This window comes from Sporomusa malonica, from assembly GCF_900176355.1.
Taxonomy (GTDB): Bacteria; Bacillota; Negativicutes; order Sporomusales; family Sporomusaceae; genus Sporomusa; species Sporomusa malonica.
Window position 1 is genome coordinate 1 of record NZ_FWXI01000009.1, and the last position, 19,122, is coordinate 19,122.

The following is a 19,122-nucleotide window of genomic DNA, read 5'->3' on the forward strand; positions in this document are numbered from 1 at the left end:
CAATCCCTGGAGCTACACCTATGCTGCATAGCGATCGCGGCTTTCAATATACCTCATTACGCTTTAAAAAGCGGATTACTTCGAACGGGCTAACTCAAAGTATGTCTCGGGTCGGTAAATGCATTGATAATGGACCAATGGAAGGGTTTTGGGGCACATTAAAATGCGAGAAATACTATCTCCATAAATATCATACATTTGAAGACCTAAAAAATGCGATTGAGCAATATATCTATTTTTATAACTACGAACGTCTACAAAAAAAATTAAACAGTCTTAGTCCGATGGAGTTTCGGACCAAGACTGCTTAAACTTTTCTTTTTTGCTCTGTCTACTTGACAGGGGGCACTTCAAAAAGACAGAGAGGTTTATATTGTTTATTAGTCCCTATATCAATGACATAAAGAAAATACGGCTTGCGCCGAGCCTTTGGCGACAGCGGAAGTCGATGTTGCCCTTATCCAGACGGAAAGTTATACTTTCTTACAGGAAAATTAAAAACTGATGGTTACTCCAGCTAAAAAAATAATCCAATAACTGTAAATATAAATAGCAAAAGGCTCACTAAGCCATTACGCATAAAGTAACGCTGGGTTACCTTACTTAGATCAGCGGCGCTGACAATTGAATGCTGATATGTAAGAACAATGGCAGCCAGTGCGACTCCTACATAATAGATGATGTGCAAATTTAAGAGCAAGCCGACAGTGATAAAACCAGTAATGCTGATTACATGCATCAGTTTCGATAATACAAGCGCCTGACTTACACCAAAACGCACAGGCATCGAGTTTAAACCATTAGCCTTATCGAAGCTTACATCCTGGCAGCCATAAATAACATCAAAGGCGGCAATCCACACTCCTACTGATAATCCTAAAATGAGGATAGCAGGCGGCACATCTCCTCTCACACCTACCCAGGCACCGACAGGCGCAACTGATAATGCTAATCCTAAGACCAGATGACAAGTCCAGGAGAAGCGTTTCATATAAGGATATACCACGAGAGGAAGCAAAGCCAGTGGCCAAAGCTTCAAACATAGCGGCTGAAGCTGAGCCGTCGCCAGTAAAAACAACAATAAGCTTATGATAATGAGGATAATAGCTTCCCACGGTTTAACTGCCCCAGTAACCATGGGCCTGTTGGTAAAACGAGGATGCAGCCGATCATACTTTAAGTCGATAAAATTATTAAGCGCCAAAGCAGCGCTGCGTGCTCCAATCATGGCTACGGTAATCCATAAGAGATCATGGCCGCTAGGAAAACCGCCAGCAGCTAAAAACGCACCCATATAGGCAAACGGTAAGGCAAAAACCGAGTGGGACAAAGCAATATTATCAAGGTGGGCTTTTAGCTTACTCAAGTCCTAGATCCTTCCACTTGGCATCAACCATTTGTTTTATATCTTCTGACATAGTGATTTCCTCTGGCCATTCGCGAGTTTGTCCCTCTTCCCGCCATGACTTGGTCGCATCAATCCCCACCTTAGTTCCCCAATTAGGCATTGGCGAGGAATGATCAAGCACATCAAGCGGCCCATCCACCATGACTATATCGCGCCTAGCGTCAATGTTATTGAATACCCGCCACCAAACCTCATTCATATCCTGAACATTAACGTGTGCATCCACAACAATAATCATCTTGGTAAACATCATTTGCCCCATGCCCCATATAGCATGCATTACTTTTTTAGCATGTTGAGGATAGCTTTTTTTAATTGAAACTACCGCACAGTTATGGAATACACCTTCAAGAGGCAGGTTAATGTCCACAATCTCGGGTAGCTGGGTCTGCAGTACCGGTAGAAAAATGCGCTCTGTGGCTTTGGCTAGAAAGCAGTCCTCCATTGGTGGTTTACCGACAATGGTTGCAGGATAAATGGGTTTTTTGCGGTGAGTAATGCAGGTTATATGGAAAACAGGATAGTTATCAGCCAGCGAGTAATAACCGGTATGGTCGCCAAATGGTCCTTCGACCTTAAGCTCATCCATGTTCACATAGCCTTCAAGCACAATTTCAGAACCTGCCGGCACTTCAATATCAACGGTTTCACATTTGACCATTTCTACCGACTTTTTCCGCAAGAAACCGGCAAAAACCATTTCATCAATATCACGTGGCAATGGCGCAGTAGCCGAATAGGTTATCGCAGGATCGCCACCAATAGCGACCGCCACTTCGATCTTATCTTTTCCTAGTTCCCGATGAGCCCGATAATTCTCGGCACCGTTTTTATGAATATGCCAGTGCATACCTGTGGTCTGATTATCAAATACCTGCAGCCGGTACATTCCAACATTGCGCTTGCCATTCTGCGGGTTTTTAGTAAAGACTAGTGGTAGTGTAATAAACCGGCCAGCATCCCCTGGCCAACATTTTAAAATAGGGAACTTGTCCAAAGAAGGCTTATCCTTGATAATTACCTCTTTACAAGGGGCATTTTTAACGTATTTCGGGAAATTAATGGCCCGTTTGGCGGATGGAATAATTTTAAACAACTCTAGCTTATTCTGCAGCGAAATATATGGCAATTTCAGAATTTGTCGTATTTCCTGGGCAATATCATCAATCTGATCTACACCAAGCGCCAAGGCCATTCGTTCCATGCTGCCAAAGGCGTTCATAAGAACAGGCATATCATACCCTTTTACATTCTCAAATAACAGGGCCACATTCTTATCTCCCTGCATTTTCGAAACCCGGTCGGTAATCTCAGTAATTTCAAGTTCACAGTCGACAGGTTGGCTGATGCGTTTAAGCCAGCCGCGCGACTCTAGCGCCGCGATAAATTCCCGCAGGTCGTTATAGGCCAAAGTTTAAATGCTCCTTTCAAGCAAGTGGTCTCTATTTCCTAAGTATGTATTTTACAATTAAAATGCTTATTTCATAAAGAACAATCATAGGTACTGCCACCATAGTCTGGGAAAAAACATCAGGCGTAGGCGAAATCACAGCTCCGATTACAAAAGACAGCACCAAAACCATTTTTCGCTTTGCCGCCAGGAATGACGAACCAATAATTCCAACTTTAGCCATAACTAAAATAAATAGCGGCAATTCAAAAATAAATCCAAAAGGCAACAAAAAGGAGATGACAAAAGATAAGTATTGGCTAATGGAAAACATCGGCTGGAGATTGTCGGTTGCAAATCCCATAAAAAATTTGATCCCTGCTGGCAAAACGAGATAATATGAAAATACCAATCCAACAAAAAATAAAATAATGGAGGCAGGCACTAGAAAAATCCCTGCTGTTCGCTCGTTGTTAGTCATTGCCGGCATAATGAACGACCATAACTGATACATGACTACCGGAAGCGCCAATAGGAACCCGGCAAAAAAAGAAACTTTTAGATAGGTAAAAAAAGCTTCAGCCGGATTCATATAATATAATTTTCCTGCCGGTGCTGTGATCAGTCCAGAAATCTCGGCAGCATAAAAATAACAGATAAGACTCCCAACACCAATAGCAGCAATCATCACGATTATACGTCGGCGAAGCTCCTCAAGATGTCCAATCAAGGACATGGCACCCTGGGGTTGCTGTTCCTCTACAGACTCTTCAGGTTCTTCCGGGGCATCTTCTCGGATGACTTTATCACTATATATTACGCCTGGATTTTCTTGGGTCTCCTGGTCTGCTTGCTTCTTGGTTTCAGCTTGCGTGTATTCTGGCATCTAACAACCTCACTTTTTCTCGTCAGGCTGCTTGCTGTCGGGTTTGGCCTCAACTTTTACCGGCTCGTCCTTGGGATTGACAATATCGGTGCTGGCCCGGCGGAATTCTTGAATTCCTTTGCCAATGGCTTTGCCAACTTCAGGCAGTTTTCCTGGACCAAAAACTACAAGTGCAATGACCAGTATTAAAACTAACTCCGGCATACTGAAACTAAACATAATTACCATCCCCTTTGCATGTTTACACACATATATTATACCTGTCAGACCACAAAAACACAATGCTGTAAAATAATAGCAAAATACGGCTGCCTTAGTATGTCCAAGAGACACTTACGAAGGAAAGCCGTAATCTTCATTTGGGATTTGCAATATGTCTTTGTCTCCCTGCCTCTTGTTAAACGAATGTATTTTGCCTGTTTTAATTTTAATTAGCACATCTTCGACCAAATTCAGGTGTTCTTGCATTTTTCGTTTGGCCAAACGCGGGTTATGGGCAGCTATTGCTTCATATATTTCATAGTGGGATTGATGTAACAGGGTTGGCATATTTTCAATCAAGAATAACTTTTGACGAGATGTACGAAAAGTTTTTGTCAGCAAATCTGAAATGGCATTCATCAACCTAATTAGAACTGGGTTGTTGGCGGCTTTTGCAATTGAAAAATGGAAGGCTGCATCCCCCAGGTCTCCTATACCGCCAGCACGTACTTCTTCTAACATGCTGACAAGTGCCTGTTTTATATTCTCAAGATCTGTAGGTGTCGCCCGCATTGCCGCCAAGGCAGCCGCCTCTATCTCGAGAATTTTCCGTACTTCCAGCAACTGCACAATATCATCAATTTCAATTTGTAAAAAAAATGATAAGGGTTCAATCATACCTTCGTAAGAAACCTGTCTGACAAAACTACCTTCGCCTGGACGAATAGTGATGATTCCCATAATCTCAAGTGCGCTGAAAGCTTCACGAACCGATGCACGGCTAACATTCAGTTTGTCAGCAAGTTCACGCTCAGAAAGCAGCTTATCGCCAGGATGTAACTTACCATCAACGATAAGCTTTTTAATTTGCCCGATAATCTCTTCATAAACCTTTTTGGTTTTAACTGGCTTAAACATGGCGCCTCCGACAGGTAATGCTAGTATTTTCGCAGTCCTACAAAATCGGCTACCGCCAATAATGACTCTCTCACAGTGCTGTTAAGTGCTAACGGTAAAACATTACGAGCATGCTGTAAATAGCTGTTCACCTGCCCATAACTATATTCTACCGCTTCTGTTGCATGGACTATTTCCAGCCCGCGTTTGACGTCATTGTCAGACATAGCCTGTTTTACAACAATGCCTCTGAGTTCATCACGGTAAGGGCTATTTTTCAGTGCGTAGAGAACCGGCAAGGTAACTATCCCTTGCCGCAGATCGTTACCGACTGGTTTGCCTAACTGCTCGGCCGAGGCTGTGAAATCTAAAATATCGTCAGTAATTTGAAATGCCATACCAATCGCATAACCGTATTCCCTGATTTGAGCAACGTCGTGTTCATCCATTTGCCCAGATAATGCACCGAGCTCGCAGCTAGCAGCGATAAAATCAGCTGTCTTCTGCGCCACTCTCAGACGGTAGTCAGCTTCATCCTGGTCTGGATTGAAGGATTCTTTAAGCTGAACTATTTCGCCTTCACACATAGTACAGATCACATCAGTCAAAATTTTCAGCCTGTTTTTCTCAGTCCCCAGGGTTACTGCAGAAAATGCTTTGGCAAACAGGTAGTCACCTGTCAATACTGAGCTGTGATTGCCCCATCGGGCATTGGCTGTTGGCCGGCCGCGCCGAGTTGCGGCATTATCGATAACATCATCATGGACTAATGTGGCCATATGGATAAGTTCAATAGCCACTGCCATCGGCAAAAGCTCAGCCTGGTTAGGGGTCCCCCCCCTGGCACAGAGCAGATATAAGGCGGGCCGTAAGCGTTTACCGCCCGCCTGTACCAGGTGTACGCTAATATCGTTAACCAAATCTACCGGCGATTGTATTATAGAATACAGTTCCTTTTCGATAGCCACTAGGTCTTCTTGAATTATGCCAAATATATTGTTTGGAAATTTGCTCACTCAATAATCACCTACAAGGACAAAGTCTGTTTCTATAATACACCATTATGCCGGCAGTAGTCTACATTATTGGTAGCCTTTTACTTATTTTTTTCCACGCGGATTGCGCAGTCTGGACAGATCATCTGACAAATACCGCATACGATACACTTTTCCATATCAGCTTCGACACGCGGCGTGCCATATACACCCAGATCTTCCGACCAGGTAATACACTTTACCGGACATTTTTCTATACATAACCCACAGCCTTTGCATAAGCTAGGGAAAACAGCCCAGAAGCCTTTTTCGCCATCATATTTTGCAGATTCCCAATTAACTTTAGCCATTTCTTCCCCTCCTTACATTGCGCTCTTAATGAGTTGATAGCCGCGTTCGAGAGCCTTGAAGTTCATATCGCGAAGCTCAGGATTTTGTTTGAACTTGTCACCGAGCTTAGTCTCTAAGGCCTTCTTGATGCTGTCCATGGGCAGGACTTCGGTTGCTGCGATGACTGCCCCGAGAATGATAATATTAAATACACGCGGGTGTAGTTCATTTTTCGCAATATCATTTGCAGGGATGGCAACAACTTTTTTTACCTCGGGAAGATTGGCAGGATCTACGCCTGGGCCAGGTTTAGTAAACGAACAGGTCTTAGGCTCGCCGGCAATCAAGTCCTGAGGCAAATCAGCGTTTGGATGATCTGCGGTTGGGCAAGGTGGAGTTACGTCAAAATACTGCAGCCCAATAATATTGTCCTTTACTTCGCCTTCTTGGATAAGCGAATTATCGTAGATATATACAGTATCTTTCCCAGCATACATTTTAGTCCTGTCAACAGCACGCGGACTTACAGGGATAAGAATGTCGGCTTTTTGAAACTTAGGAGCACCAATTTCGCCATCACTGACTTGTACAAAAGCGATTGAAACGCCACCGCGCTGCTCAACACCGAAGTTAGGAATGTATAATGCGTTTTTACCTTCTTCGTTAGCGGCCTCGGCCAAAATTTCAGCAATTGACTGAACGCCTTGGCCGCCTTCGCCAGCTATAGCTATTTTTACGACTTTTGCCATCGTTTTAGCCCTCCTTCGCTTGCGGCGTGCGGAGCTCGCCGACTTTAAAGTATTGAGCCATATCTTTTTCGATAAATTCCCAGGTTTGTTTGGCGTTAGTACGCCAGTTAGTCGGGCAACCAGCCAAGCACTCTACGAACGAAATGCCCTTGCCATCAATCTGGTTTTGCAGCGCCTTCTTAATAAAGCCTTTAAGCTGACGAGGATTGGCAACAGTACCGCGGGCAACATAAGAACCCTCCGGAGCCACGGCAGCGACCATTTCAGGGCCCTTAGTCGGATAGCCGGCCTGTTCCACATCGCGTCCGTAAGGAGTAGTTTCTGTCTTCATGCCAGGCAGAGTAGTCGGAGCCATTTGACCGCCAGTCATGCCATAATTACAGTTGTTGCACAGGATAATGGTAATCTTCTCACCGCGAACAGCTGCGTTAAACAGATGCTGAGAACCGATAGCATAGCCACCACCATCGCCCATATAGGCAACACCGATAATGTCGGTATTAGCACGTTTCATACCCGTTATTACCGGGGTAGTACGCCCATGGTGGGTCTGTACAGTATCCACGTTAAAGAAATCCCAAGCTAAAAGCGAGCAGCCAATATCACAGCCAAAAACCATTTTATCTTTAATACCCAGCTCGTCAATGGCCTCACCGAGACATTTCAGGATAATACCATGACCGCAGCCGGGACAATACTTATGCGCTTTTGTTTCTTCATTCCAGCAGGCAGGCATAGCTGGTTGAAGAACATTATTTTCCTTTAGTTCTTGCATGTTAGTCTTCCCTCCTATGCTTACAGTTTGTTGTATTCTTCAACAATTTCTTCGGTGGTAATACCAACGCCCGGGCGCAGCATTGGAACAATTTCAATGCTGCTGCCGTAGATTTCAGCTTGAATAAGTCTCAGAAGTTGGCCATAGGCTGATTCAGCTACCAATAACTTTTTAGCACCTTTCATTGCCTCAAGAAGCTGCTTGCCAGGGAAGGGGCGCACTGTAATCGGACGGAAGTAACCTACTTTCTTGCCTTCAGCCCGCAGTTGGTTATAGGCAGTTAGTGCAGCGCGGGATACAATACCGTGAGTCACGAAGATAACTTCGGCATCTTCGCAGCCCTTAGCATCCCACTCAACGACTTCTTCTGCCATCTTCTCCCAGTCACGTTGATGATTCATTACCACTTCATATAATTCGTCTTCTGTATTATAGGTGTTGCGGATATGCTTAATTTCGCGGTCTGGTTTGTCAGTATCCCCAAGTATAGGCTCTGGTTTAACCAGCTTCATACCTTTTTCGTCTGGATCGTAAATAGTTAACGGCTCACGCATTTTTGCTTGATAGCCATCACCCAGCACAAATGCAGGGAAGCGATATGTCCAGGCAGAGTTAAAGGCTTTAATCGTGTAGTCAAACAATTCCTGATGAGTGGCAGTAGAGTATACAATACGATGACCTTCACCGTTGCCGCCAAAAGTTGTTAGGGTAGTTTCTTGCTGAGCATAAATAACTGTCGCTGTTGAGGGACCGCCCCGCTGCTGGATAATGTAAACAATAGGCAGCCTCATCATTTCCGCCATACCAGCCGATTCCTGCATTAAAACATTTCCAGGGCCTGCAGTCGCAGTAAATGCCTTCCTGCCAGAAATTACGCCTCCAAGAGTGGTGAAGCCAGCAGAGATTTCATCTTCAGTCTGAAGGAAGCGTTTGCCGTACTTAGGAGCAAGCCTTGTCCAATAGTGCATAATCTCATTTTGCGGTGTGATAGGATAGCCATACATAATATCGGCTTTAGCTGCTACCGCAGCCCAGGCACACACCTCGTTGCCTGTCATAAATACTCTTTGTTCACCTTTCAGTGAAACTTCGGCCATAAGAGCACCTCCTGAAATATGTAGCCTTGTTTACTATCAGCCGTACAGCTGAGTGTTACTCAGGCTCATAGCCTGACTATTATCCATGCGTCGCGCCCCCATGGATAATAGTCAACCTACGAGCAATATCGTTGGATAAAAATGTAAGGTTTTATATAATGATATGAGGTGGGGATAAATTCCCCACCTTCATATCATACCCAGTATATAGCTTTTCTATATACTGAAAAGCTCTTGCTGTTTTTTAATAAAATACAGCTATTTACTAAGGAATCATCCAAGTTAATACATACGCCTGAGCATATGTCATCAATCCAACGATAACCGCTAAAACCAGTGAGTGCATTACGGTAAAATTGAACAGATCGCCCTCTTTACCAACCAAACCTGTAGCAGCAGTTGCTACAGCAATACTCTGCGGCGAAATCATTTTACCAGTAACACCACCTGATGAGTTAGCAGCAACGGCCAGAACCGGATCCATGCCAACTTGTTGGGCAGTAACGGCTTGCAAGTTACCAAACAATGCGTTTGCCGAAGTATCCGAGCCTGTCAGGAAAACACCCAACCAGCCAAGGAAGGCCGAGAAGAACGGGAAGAAACTACCAGTACCTGCCAAGAACAGGCCCAAAGTAGAGCTCATACCAGAGTAGTTCATAACATAGGCAAGACCAAGTACACAAGGAATAGTGATAAGCGGTTTAGTCAACTGTCCAAAGGTTTTAGTAAAGATGCTGAAGAAGCGACCAGGACCAACACCGAGAATAGCTGCTGAAATAACGCTGGCAATAAACAAGGCAGTACCAGCTGCACTCAGCCAGTTAATCTTGTACAAAGCAGCCATAGCTGTTGATTTTTTAGCAATAGGAGCAACCTGCATAACAACTTTATCCAGACCAGGAACTAAAATCTTGATGGTAACAGTATCAATTACAGCTTGTACCGGCTTTAAGCCCCAGAGAATAACCATTACAGTGAGGATGATAAACGGCGACCAAGCTTTAATGATGGTTCCAAATGAGTACACGGGAAGTTTAGTTGCAGAAGCTGCAGCCTTTTCATCGGCAAACCGCCATATTTTGGCAGGTTTCCAGATTTTCAGGAATACTGTTAATGATACAATGGCCGCTAGTGAAGAAAGAATGTCGGGAAGTTCTGGGCCGAGGAAGTTAGAGGAAAACCATTGTATAGATGCAAATGAAATCCCGGCTACGAGACAGGCAGGCAATACTTCCATAGCAGATTTCCAGCCAGACATAAGCACAACCAGCCAAATTGGGATAATTACCGAGAGAAATGGTAATTGGCGGCCAACCATGGCACTAATTTTCATAGTGTCAAGACCAGTTACCTGACCGGCTACAATAATAGGAATACCAATGCCACCGAACGCAACAGGTGCAGTATTAGCAATTAAGCAAAGTCCTGCAGCATACAGCGGATTGAATCCAAGGCCAACCAGCATACCTGCGGAAATAGCAACAGGTGTACCGAAACCAGCAGCACCTTCGAGGAAAGCGCCGAAAGCGAAAGCGATGAGCAGTGCTTGCAGACGACGGTCGTCTGTAATTGAAGCAATTGAGTTTTTGATTATTTCAAACTGACCGGTCTCAACGGTCATATTGTAAATGAAGATTGCTGTAATAACGATCCAGAAGATGGGGAATATCCCATACAGCGCACCCATACCGGTCGCGGTAAGCGCTGTTGCAACAGGCATTTTATATACCAGTATTGCTACAAGCACTGCCGAAGTTACAGCGGCTGCGCCTGCAATTTGACCAGGTGTCCGGCGTATGGCAAGCAGATAGAAGATGATAATCATCGGAATTGCTGCCATGAATGCCGATAAAGCTAAATTTCCCATTGGGTCATATATTTGCGTCCACGTCATGAATTTACACCCCTTTTTTTTAGCTTTACAGCTTTCTCTTTAATTACTTCTGTTAAATAGTTTGCCGGTTAACTGCGGATCTAATTCACCTCTCTTTCAATATATAGTTTCCAAAAACTACATATTTTTTTGTTTACACCCCCACCACGCGACCATGTCCAGTATATTCTAAATTATCTAAAAAAATTACCGGCCTTATGGACTGGTGGTCTGACCATCTTACCTCTGATCATATTCTACTTGCAATGACAAAATCCTGCTTTATAATGCAAATATTTATAACTTTTTATCAAATTGTTTATTTTCATAATAATTGATGAAGGGCAGCACTTCCAGTGCTGCCCCTTTGTATTACTAACCAAACAATGCTCCTAGACCTATTGACATAATTTTCGCTTCATATGTGTCGGCCCGCGAGGTTACTACCACAGGTTTAGCCGCTCCCAGAACTAAGCCTGCAATTTTTCCCTTGGCGATATAGACTAATGATTTGCCTAACATATTGCCTGCTTCAATATTAGGTGTAACTAAGATATCTGCCATTCCAGCCACCGGACTTATGATGCCTTTGTGTTTAGCAGCCTCCAAATTGATGGCATTATCAAGTGCCAATGGTCCGTCAACAATAGCACCTTTAATCTGACCACGGTCAGTCATTTTGGCCAAAGCAGCCGCTTCAATCGTTGATGGCATATCAGGATTAACCACCTCGACAGCAGCTAAGATAGCTACCTTGGCTGGGCTGATTCCAAGCACGCTGGCCAATTGCACACTGTTTTGAATGATATCGGCTTTTTGTTGTAATGTAGGCGCAATATTCATTCCGCCATCAGTGATCATGATCAGCCGGTTAAAACCAGGGAGTTCATATACGGCTGTGTGACTAAGCACCCTGCCTGTCCTTAACCCCACTTCCTTATCAAGTACTGCTCGCAAAAAATCGGCAGTGTTGATTAGGCCTTTCATGAGCACATCTGCTTCGCCACTTGACACCAAGGATACCGCCCGGTACGCGGCTTTACGGTCATCGGGTTCATGAACCACCTTGACATCATCTAGGGTAATACCAAGTTTATCTGCAGTGGCTTTAATCTTGTCAATATCACCTACCAATGTAAAGTCGGCGATTTTTTGTTCACGCGCTCCCTGAACAGCTTCAAGAACGGCATCATCCTGAGCTGCTGCTACCGCTACCCGTTTAGGAGATTTATCTTTTACCGCATTAAGTATATCATCGAAGCTTTTAAGTAGTCTATCAGTCAAGTCGCTTCCTCTCCTTTAGCATACTCAGGAAAATAACTCATACTGGTTTTTTTCCATTCCCGTGTGCTGAATAACAGTGTGTATTTCTGAAGGCCGGCGGCTTGCGCCAGTTCCGCAGCTATACACCGGCACTCATCCCGTGTGTGTGCATGCAGCATTGTGTAAAAATTATAAGGCCACTCCGGTTGCGGAATACGGGCATAACAGTGAGTAACAGCCTTAAACCCTGACATAAGTTCTCCTACTTTGGCAAGGTGCTGTTCAGGTACTATCCAGGCGCACAAAGCATTAGCTGCATAACCAACTTCCCTGTGCCTGAGTACGGCTCCCATCTTACGCAGTTGTCCAGACTTACGATACTTAGTCAATCTTTCCAGAAGCTCATTCTCGCTGATCCCAATTTGACCGGCTAATTCCTTATAAGGTTCAGCTACTAAGGGAAAATCTCCCTGCATGACAGCGATTATCTTTTTATCCAGGTTATCCAACATAAGACACCTCATAGATTGAATTCCACACTCACCTTATACTTTTCCGTGGCAGGCAGGCTAATAAGGCTATCAACCCCAGGTAGATTACGAATGGCAGTTAGTGCCAGGTCCTGACATGCCTGATCTGGAGTAAGAAGCGTAAACCAAAGGTCATATTCGCCCTCACGCTCATAGTTATGGGTAACACCAGGAAAGGCGTTAATCGCCCCCGCAACAGCTTCAATACAAGTAGGACTCACTTTAACTGCTGCCAGTGTACTAACATAACCTAGGCAAGATGAGTCGAAAAAAGCACCAAACCGTCTTATATAACCATGATCTTTGAGCCAATTCAATCGCGCCAGCACGGTAGCTTCATCAACTTTCAACCACTCAGCCACCTGAGCAAACGGACGCGGCGCGATAGGTAATTTCGTTTGGATAAGATTAAGCAGGTCTTTGTCAAAAGTGGTCAGCATGTACGCCTCCTGACTATAATGTACAATTAAGTAAAGGGAACAGCCGGCCGACTGTCCCCCCCCCTCCGTGCAGTACTATTATTTTAGCAAAATATTCCTAATAACGTCAAGAAGTTCATCCCGCCCAGCGCCATTTACTGCTGAATAAGTGATAATACGTCCGTCCTGACTCAGTTGAGGCATATTAATGCCTTTGGCAATCACCTGTATATGCTGCTGAATGCGTCCTTTGGTAATTTTATCAGCTTTTGTAGTCACCACTTGAACATTAAGGCCATGCTCCACCAGCCATTGATAGACGTTAATATCACTCTCCATTGGCGGATGGCGAATGTCAATCAATTGGCACACCAGCTTAAGCCGCGTTGACTTGAGCCAGTACTCTTCAATAAATTTAGACCAAGTCGAGCGGGCTGTTTGAGCCCTTTTGGCATAACCATAGCCAGGCAGGTCAACCAGCATAAATTCTAACCGCGACTCGTCGGGAAGTTTGCCTGTAAGACGGAAGTAATTAATAGTCTGGGTCTTGCCTGGGGTTCTACTGGTACGAGCCAGACCATTCTGTCGACACAGCGAGTTAATGAGTGATGACTTGCCGACATTCGAGCGGCCAATAAAAGCAATCTCGCTTAAGCCGCCCTCTGGATACTGGCTGGCATTAACAGCAGTAGCTGCATAGCTGGCATTTATAATATTAAATGAAGCATCATCTACCATTACTCGGTCACCAGTGCTGTTTTAAGGACTTCATCCATATGTTCAACAAGGACAAACTCTAAACTGCGTTTAACATTAGCCGGAATTTCGTCAATATCTCGCTTGTTTTCTTTGGGAAGCATAACCTTCTTAATACCTGCCCGGTGAGCGGCAAGTACTTTCTCTTTAACACCGCCAACAGGCAATACCCGGCCACGAAGAGTTATTTCTCCGGTCATGGCTACATCGCTTCTTACCGGTTTACCGGTAAGTGCCGAAGCAACGGCAGTAGCCATAGTAATCCCGGCTGACGGGCCATCTTTGGGAATGGCACCTTCTGGCAGGTGAATGTGAATATCAAGTTTTTCATGAAAATCTTCTTCAATCCCTAACTCTTTGGCCCGTGAGCGGATATAGCTGAATCCCGCCTGGGCCGATTCTTGCATAACATCACCGAGTTGTCCGGTTAAGGTCAACTTACCTTTACCTTTCATGGTAGAGATTTCAACCGCCAGCACGTCGCCACCTACTTCGGTCCAAGCCAATCCGGTAGCCACGCCTACCTGGCTGGTTTCTTCAGCTTGGGCATGACGGTATTTGGGTGCACCAAGGAAGGTATGCAGATTTTGCGCTGTGATTTTGATAGTAGGACCCTGTTCTTGAACGATTTTGCGAGCGGCTTTACGGCAGAGATTAGCAATATTACGTTCAAGGTTTCTTACTCCAGCCTCACGGGTATAGTCACGAATAACCTTTTGAATAGTACCCTCAGAGAAAGAGATTTGCTTAGCCGTTAGGCCATGGTCAGTTGTTTGTTTGGGAACAAGATAGCGTTTAGCTATCTCAACCTTTTCTTCTTCGGTATAACCGGCAATTGTGATAACTTCCATACGATCTAACAATGGCCGCGGGATATTATGCATTACATTGGCTGTTACCACCCAAAGTACCCGGGATAAGTCGTACGGCAATTCAATATAATGATCGCTAAACGAGTTATTTTGTTCAGGATCAAGAACTTCTAGGAGAGCGGCTGATGGGTCGCCTCGGAAGTCGGCGCTCATCTTATCAATTTCATCCAAGAGAAATACTGGATTTTTTGAACCGACAGTACGCATGCCTTGTATAACACGCCCAGGCAATGCTCCAACATAGGTACGGCGGTGCCCCCTAATTTCGGCTTCATCGCGGACGCCACCTAATGAAACGCGTACAAATTTACGTTCCATAGCCCGGGCTATGGAGCGGGCTAATGAGGTTTTACCAACACCAGGGGGTCCCACAAGGCATAGAATAGGGCCCTTCATTTTCTCAGTCAATTTACGGATAGAGAGGTATTCTAAGATACGCTCCTTAACTTTTTCCAAACCATAGTGGTCTTCATCCAATATTCCTTCGGCCACAGTTATATCCAGACGGTCTTCGGTCTCAATATTCCACGGCAATGTCAAGAGCCAGTCTAGATATGTTCGAATTACACCGCTTTCAGCCACCATCGGCGGCATTTTCTCCAGGCGGTCAATCTCTTTATTAATTTTTTCAGCTACTTCTTTAGGCAGATTTTGTTCTTTAACCCGCTGACGATACTCTTCTACTTCGGCTGTGCGCTCATCTTTTTCGCCCAATTCTTTTTGAATAGCCTTGAGTTGCTCACGCAAATAATATTCTTTTTGCGTTTTTTCCATCTGCTTGCGAACCCGAACATGAATCTTTTTTTCAAGTTCGAGAATTTCCATCTCACGGCCCAGAATTTCACATAAGCGCTCCAGTCGATCAGTGACACTGACTGCCTCTAATAGTATTTGTTTATCTTCAATTTTGAGTGATAAATGGCTGGCGATAAGATCAGTCAACCGGCCTGGTTCTTCAACGACAACCACAGATACCAATGTTTCAGGCGGTATTTTTTTACTCAGTTTAACCCATTGTTCAAACTGATTAATGGCTGTTCGAGTAAGTGCTTCAATTTCCGGCGTTTTAGGTTCCACATCGGAAAACTCGCGAATTTCCACCTGATAATAAGGATCAAAGCTGATAAACTCTTCAATTTCCCCTCGATGCAGGCCTTCAACCAGCACTCGGATAGTGCCTCCTGGTAACTTCAATAACTGCTTAATTTCAGCGACAGTGCCCACTGAAAAAATATCTTCAGGCTGAGGTGTGTCGTTTTGAGCGTCTTTTTGTGTGGCCAGCATGATAAGCCTGTCTTGTACCATTGCTTCTTCCAATGCACTAATCGACTTTTCCCTGCCTACATCCAGATGGATAATCATATATGGAAAGACTAATATGCCTCGCAGCGGCAAGAGTGGTATTGTACGCCGTTTTTCCGCCAAAATTGCTTCCTCCCTTCGGTAACCCTACGGTATTTAATGAGTTAATAGTAGTTTCAACACCGCTATTTAAAATATTCTGAGTGCTTATTAAAAAATCCTTTTATTTGCCAACAATAACAGCCGGGTTAATAACCCGGCTAAAATTAATTTACACCTTATCGATGCCGGCAGCCGCCAATACATCGGGCATTGTGGCTGGTCCATCCTGCCGCAGAACTTCATTTGTCTTAACCATTATATGTTTTAATGCTTCTTGAAGGGTTTCAACAGGAATGACCTCAATATCCATCCCCTTATATAACTCCTGCCAATTTTCCTTGGGGATTATAACCCGGCGGGCACCAGCCTGTTTGGCGGCTGCTACCTTGGCACTAACTCCACCAACAGGTTTTACTAGGCCACGAATAGAAATTTCGCCAGTCATCGCAACAGTGTTATCAATAGGTATATTGTGTACAGCTGAGTAAATAGCCGCTGCGACCGTCACACCGGCGGACGGACCGTCCACAGGAACACCGCCAGGAAAGTTTACATGTATGTCATATTTTAGGTATTCAATATTAAATTCTTTGGCTAATACAGTAAGTACATTGTCTAGCGAACCTTTAGCCATGCTTTTGCGACGTACGGTACGCCCCTGGGAAGCAATCTCTTCTTCATCCACGACGCCGGTAACTGTGACTTTTCCCGTGCCGTAATTATTAGGCACCGCTGTTACTTCCAATTCCATCAGCATGCCAATATTTGCTCCATATACAGCCAGACCGTTTACTACGCCAACTTGGGGTTTGAGTGGAATTTTTTTCTCAGGCCGCGGGCTATATTGACCAAAGTTAATAACCCACTCAGCATCAGCTTGCGTAATAGCTCGTTCATTTTTGCCGCAGCTTTGAACAATGCCAGCAGCAATTTGGATGATATTTACCGCTTCTCGTCCGTTGCTCGCGTATCGTTTAATAACTTCCATAGCACCGTCATCAATCCTATAGTCAATTTTCTTTGCGGCATTTAGGGCTACTTTTGCAATTTCATCAGATAAAAGCGGCCGGAAGAATATTTCGACACAGCGGGAACGGATTGCTGGTGGAATGTCCTGAGGCATCCGGGTAGTCGCACCAATAAGCCTAAAATCTGCCGGAAGACCGTTTTGAAATATGTCATGTATATGCTGAGGTATGTTAGTATCTTCACTGTTGTAATATGAACTGTCCAAAAAAACCTTCCGGTCTTCCAGCACCTTTAATAGTTTATTCATTTGAATATGGTGGAGTTCACCAATTTCGTCAATAAAAAGTACGCCACCATGCGCTTTAGTTACGGCTCCAGATTTCGGCTGGGGAATCCCAGCCATTCCCATTTGGCCGGCCCCTTGATAGATCGGATCATGTACTGTACCAATAAGAGGATCTGCAATACCACGTTCATCAAATCTAGCTGTCGTAGCGTCAAGCTCAATGAATTTGGCAGCAATCTTAAATGGCGAATAGCCGTTCCGCCTAGCTTCATTCAGTACTAAACGGGCAGCCGCTGTTTTACCTACGCCAGGCGGTCCGTAAATAAGTACATGCTGAGGATTAGAACCACATAACGCTGCACGGAGCGCTTTCAAGCCTTCTTCCTGACCAACAATTTCGGAAAAATCGGTCGGCCGAGTTTTTTCAGCCAGCGGTTCGGTTAAGGATATTTCCCGCATCTTTTGCAGTTTGTCCATTTCTTTTCTGGATTCGCGCTCTACCGCCATCCTGTTGCCTTGCTGCGATTTAAGTAGGTTCCAGAAATAGAGCCCGATAACCACGGCAAAAAACAACTGAATCACACTGATAATATTTACAGCATAATCCAAAATTCAATGAACCTCCTTCCCCGGGCAAAAAGATTTGAGTGTTTTTGCTTTACTATGTGTCTAGTATAGGCAATGCACATGATTTTATCCTGGCAAAACCCGGCAAGGTGGTCTATAAATAAAAGGAGCCTTTCGGCTCCTTAAAAGTTACGCAGATTCCTCTTTTTTCTTGTTTTTGCGTTCTGCAGTCACCAACATAGGCTCTTCTTTGTTAACTATAACCTCTTTGGTAACAATACATTTGGCAACATCGGTACGTGACGGAATGTCATACATGACATTGCGCATAATGGCTTCGATAATGGCTCTAAGACCTCTCGCCCCCGTATTGCGTTTTAATGCTTCGGCGGCGATAGCCTTAAGCGCATCTTCTTTAAACTCAAGCTGAACATTGTCAATCTCCAAGAACTTTTGGTACTGTTTAACCAGCGCATTCTTGGGTTCAATCAGTATCCGCACCAACGCCTCTTCATCAAGGGCGTCAAGTGTGACAATGACTGGTAGACGCCCGACAAATTCAGGAATAAGCCCAAATTTGAGGAGGTCTTCAGGCAGAATGTGCTTGAGCAGCTCGCCTAATTGCTTCTTTTCTTTGCTGCGAACTTCAGCGCCAAAGCCCATAGACTTTTTGCCGGTTCTAGCACTGATCAGCTTGTCGATACCGTCAAAAGCACCACCGCAAACAAAGAGGATGTTCGTGGTATCAATTTGAATAAACTCCTGGTGCGGGTGTTTGCGCCCGCCCTGAGGTGGTACGCTCGCAACGGTTCCTTCCAAAATTTTAAGAAGGGCCTGTTGCACACCTTCCCCTGAAACATCACGGGTAATTGAGGGATTTTCCGACTTGCGGGCAATTTTATCAATTTCATCAATGTAAACAATACCCTTTTCGGCCTTTTCTACATCATAATCAGCAGCTTGTATGAGTTTTAAGAGAATGTTCTCTACATCCTCACCTACATAGCCTGCCTCAGTTAATGACGTCGCATCAGCTACAGCAAAGGGAACATTGAGAATCTTAGCCAGAGTCTGAGCTAACAGCGTTTTGCCGCTACCAGTTGGACCAAGCATGATGATGTTTGACTTTTGCAATTCAACATCATCCATTTTTGCACCCAAGTTGATCCGCTTATAATGATTGTAAACAGCCACAGCCAGTGATTTCTTGGCTTCCTCCTGGCCAATTACATATTGATCAAGGATATCTTTTATCTCTTTGGGCTTAGGGACATCTCTGAGCTCGACATCCATATCTTCGCTCAGTTCTTCTTCAATGATCTCATTGCAAAGTTCTATACATTCATCACAAATATATACACCTGGCCCAGCGACAAGTTTTTTTACCTGTTCCTGCAGTTTGCCGCAAAAAGAACACTTCAGTTGACCCCTATCATCACCAAATTTCAACATATT

General features: G+C 44.5%; 19 protein-coding genes. 1 reads left to right on the forward strand and 18 read right to left on the reverse strand.

The window, feature by feature from the left end; translation table 11 throughout:
- Window positions 1-311: IS3 family transposase (locus B9A22_RS11690; protein WP_217805942.1), on the forward strand; the 311-nt coding region annotated here is incomplete at its 5' end.
- A 206-nt stretch (window positions 312-517) separates the two neighbouring features.
- Here B9A22_RS11690 and B9A22_RS11695 read toward each other — a convergent pair.
- From B9A22_RS11695 to clpX, 18 genes are all read right to left on the reverse strand, one after another.
- Window positions 518-1,366, reverse strand: coding sequence for a UbiA-like polyprenyltransferase (locus tag B9A22_RS11695; RefSeq protein ID WP_084575915.1), 849 nt, complete (start codon window positions 1,364-1,366; stop codon window positions 518-520).
- On the reverse strand, window positions 1,359-2,819 hold the full coding sequence (locus B9A22_RS11700; RefSeq protein WP_084575916.1) for a menaquinone biosynthesis decarboxylase: 1,461 nt from the start codon (window positions 2,817-2,819) through the stop codon (window positions 1,359-1,361). Before B9A22_RS11700 ends, B9A22_RS11695 begins: the two co-directional genes overlap by 8 nt.
- A gap of 31 nt (window positions 2,820-2,850) precedes the next feature.
- Window positions 2,851-3,684, reverse strand: coding sequence for a twin-arginine translocase subunit TatC (tatC, locus tag B9A22_RS11705; protein WP_084575917.1), 834 nt, complete (start codon window positions 3,682-3,684; stop codon window positions 2,851-2,853).
- A gap of 9 nt (window positions 3,685-3,693) precedes the next feature.
- Window positions 3,694-3,903 (reverse strand): Sec-independent protein translocase subunit TatA/TatB, encoded by a 210-nt coding sequence (locus tag B9A22_RS11710; RefSeq protein ID WP_084575918.1) that lies wholly within the window; start codon window positions 3,901-3,903, stop codon window positions 3,694-3,696.
- A 114-nt stretch (window positions 3,904-4,017) separates the two neighbouring features.
- Entirely contained in the window at window positions 4,018-4,803 is a 786-nt protein-coding gene (locus B9A22_RS11715; protein ID WP_084575919.1) for a FadR/GntR family transcriptional regulator, read from the reverse strand.
- 20 nt (window positions 4,804-4,823) lie between these two features.
- Window positions 4,824-5,798 (reverse strand): polyprenyl synthetase family protein, encoded by a 975-nt coding sequence (locus B9A22_RS11720; RefSeq protein ID WP_245823965.1) that lies wholly within the window; start codon window positions 5,796-5,798, stop codon window positions 4,824-4,826.
- Between the two features lie 80 nt (window positions 5,799-5,878).
- A complete protein-coding gene (locus tag B9A22_RS11725) occupies window positions 5,879-6,127 on the reverse strand; it encodes a 4Fe-4S binding protein (RefSeq protein ID WP_084575920.1) in 249 nt (82 codons plus the stop codon).
- A 12-nt stretch (window positions 6,128-6,139) separates the two neighbouring features.
- Complete coding sequence (locus tag B9A22_RS11730) at window positions 6,140-6,856, reverse strand: 2-oxoacid:ferredoxin oxidoreductase subunit gamma family protein (protein ID WP_084575921.1); 717 nt, start codon at window positions 6,854-6,856, stop codon at window positions 6,140-6,142.
- A 4-nt stretch (window positions 6,857-6,860) separates the two neighbouring features.
- Entirely contained in the window at window positions 6,861-7,631 is a 771-nt protein-coding gene (locus B9A22_RS11735; RefSeq protein WP_084575922.1) for a thiamine pyrophosphate-dependent enzyme, read from the reverse strand.
- Between the two features lie 20 nt (window positions 7,632-7,651).
- Window positions 7,652-8,728, reverse strand: coding sequence for a ferredoxin oxidoreductase (locus tag B9A22_RS11740; protein WP_084575923.1), 1,077 nt, complete (start codon window positions 8,726-8,728; stop codon window positions 7,652-7,654).
- Between the two features lie 265 nt (window positions 8,729-8,993).
- Entirely contained in the window at window positions 8,994-10,622 is a 1,629-nt protein-coding gene (locus B9A22_RS11745; protein WP_084575924.1) for an L-lactate permease, read from the reverse strand.
- A gap of 354 nt (window positions 10,623-10,976) precedes the next feature.
- Window positions 10,977-11,885 (reverse strand): phosphate butyryltransferase, encoded by a 909-nt coding sequence (locus B9A22_RS11750; RefSeq protein ID WP_084575925.1) that lies wholly within the window; start codon window positions 11,883-11,885, stop codon window positions 10,977-10,979.
- Complete coding sequence (gene ahbB, locus B9A22_RS11755) at window positions 11,882-12,376, reverse strand: siroheme decarboxylase subunit beta (RefSeq protein WP_084575926.1); 495 nt, start codon at window positions 12,374-12,376, stop codon at window positions 11,882-11,884. Before ahbB ends, B9A22_RS11750 begins: the two co-directional genes overlap by 4 nt.
- 8 nt (window positions 12,377-12,384) lie before the next feature.
- On the reverse strand, window positions 12,385-12,834 hold the full coding sequence (gene ahbA, locus B9A22_RS11760; RefSeq protein ID WP_084575927.1) for a siroheme decarboxylase subunit alpha: 450 nt from the start codon (window positions 12,832-12,834) through the stop codon (window positions 12,385-12,387).
- A 78-nt stretch (window positions 12,835-12,912) separates the two neighbouring features.
- The gene (gene yihA / locus B9A22_RS11765) at window positions 12,913-13,551 is read right to left on the reverse strand and encodes a ribosome biogenesis GTP-binding protein YihA/YsxC (protein ID WP_084575928.1); all 639 of its coding nucleotides are present in this window, start codon (window positions 13,549-13,551) and stop codon (window positions 12,913-12,915) included.
- The gene (gene lon / locus B9A22_RS11770; RefSeq protein WP_084575929.1) at window positions 13,551-15,866 is read right to left on the reverse strand and encodes an endopeptidase La; all 2,316 of its coding nucleotides are present in this window, start codon (window positions 15,864-15,866) and stop codon (window positions 13,551-13,553) included. Before lon ends, yihA begins: the two co-directional genes overlap by 1 nt.
- A gap of 148 nt (window positions 15,867-16,014) precedes the next feature.
- Window positions 16,015-17,709, reverse strand: a complete 1,695-nt coding sequence (gene lonB / locus B9A22_RS11775; protein WP_084575930.1) for an ATP-dependent protease LonB — start codon at window positions 17,707-17,709, stop codon at window positions 16,015-16,017.
- A gap of 147 nt (window positions 17,710-17,856) precedes the next feature.
- Complete coding sequence (clpX, locus tag B9A22_RS11780) at window positions 17,857-19,119, reverse strand: ATP-dependent Clp protease ATP-binding subunit ClpX (protein ID WP_084575931.1); 1,263 nt, start codon at window positions 19,117-19,119, stop codon at window positions 17,857-17,859.
- Window positions 19,120-19,122 lie beyond the last annotated feature (3 nt).

Bases quoted from the DNA above. Each gene is read 5' to 3' on its own strand.
- B9A22_RS11745 (WP_084575924.1), bottom strand. From the start codon at position 10,622: ATGACGTGGACGCAAATATATGACCCAATGGGAAATTTAGCTTTATCG.
- B9A22_RS11740 (WP_084575923.1), bottom strand. From the start codon at position 8,728: ATGGCCGAAGTTTCACTGAAAGGTGAACAAAGAGTATTTATGACAGGC.
- B9A22_RS11735 (WP_084575922.1), bottom strand. From the start codon at position 7,631: ATGCAAGAACTAAAGGAAAATAATGTTCTTCAACCAGCTATGCCTGCC.
- B9A22_RS11710 (WP_084575918.1), bottom strand. From the start codon at position 3,903: ATGTTTAGTTTCAGTATGCCGGAGTTAGTTTTAATACTGGTCATTGCA.
- ahbB (WP_084575926.1), bottom strand. From the start codon at position 12,376: ATGTTGGATAACCTGGATAAAAAGATAATCGCTGTCATGCAGGGAGAT.
- B9A22_RS11725 (WP_084575920.1), bottom strand. From the start codon at position 6,127: ATGGCTAAAGTTAATTGGGAATCTGCAAAATATGATGGCGAAAAAGGC.
- clpX (WP_084575931.1), bottom strand. From the start codon at position 19,119: ATGTTGAAATTTGGTGATGATAGGGGTCAACTGAAGTGTTCTTTTTGC.
- yihA (WP_084575928.1), bottom strand. From the start codon at position 13,551: ATGGTAGATGATGCTTCATTTAATATTATAAATGCCAGCTATGCAGCT.
- tatC (WP_084575917.1), bottom strand. From the start codon at position 3,684: ATGCCAGAATACACGCAAGCTGAAACCAAGAAGCAAGCAGACCAGGAG.
- B9A22_RS11730 (WP_084575921.1), bottom strand. From the start codon at position 6,856: ATGGCAAAAGTCGTAAAAATAGCTATAGCTGGCGAAGGCGGCCAAGGC.
- ahbA (WP_084575927.1), bottom strand. From the start codon at position 12,834: ATGCTGACCACTTTTGACAAAGACCTGCTTAATCTTATCCAAACGAAA.
- B9A22_RS11715 (WP_084575919.1), bottom strand. From the start codon at position 4,803: ATGTTTAAGCCAGTTAAAACCAAAAAGGTTTATGAAGAGATTATCGGG.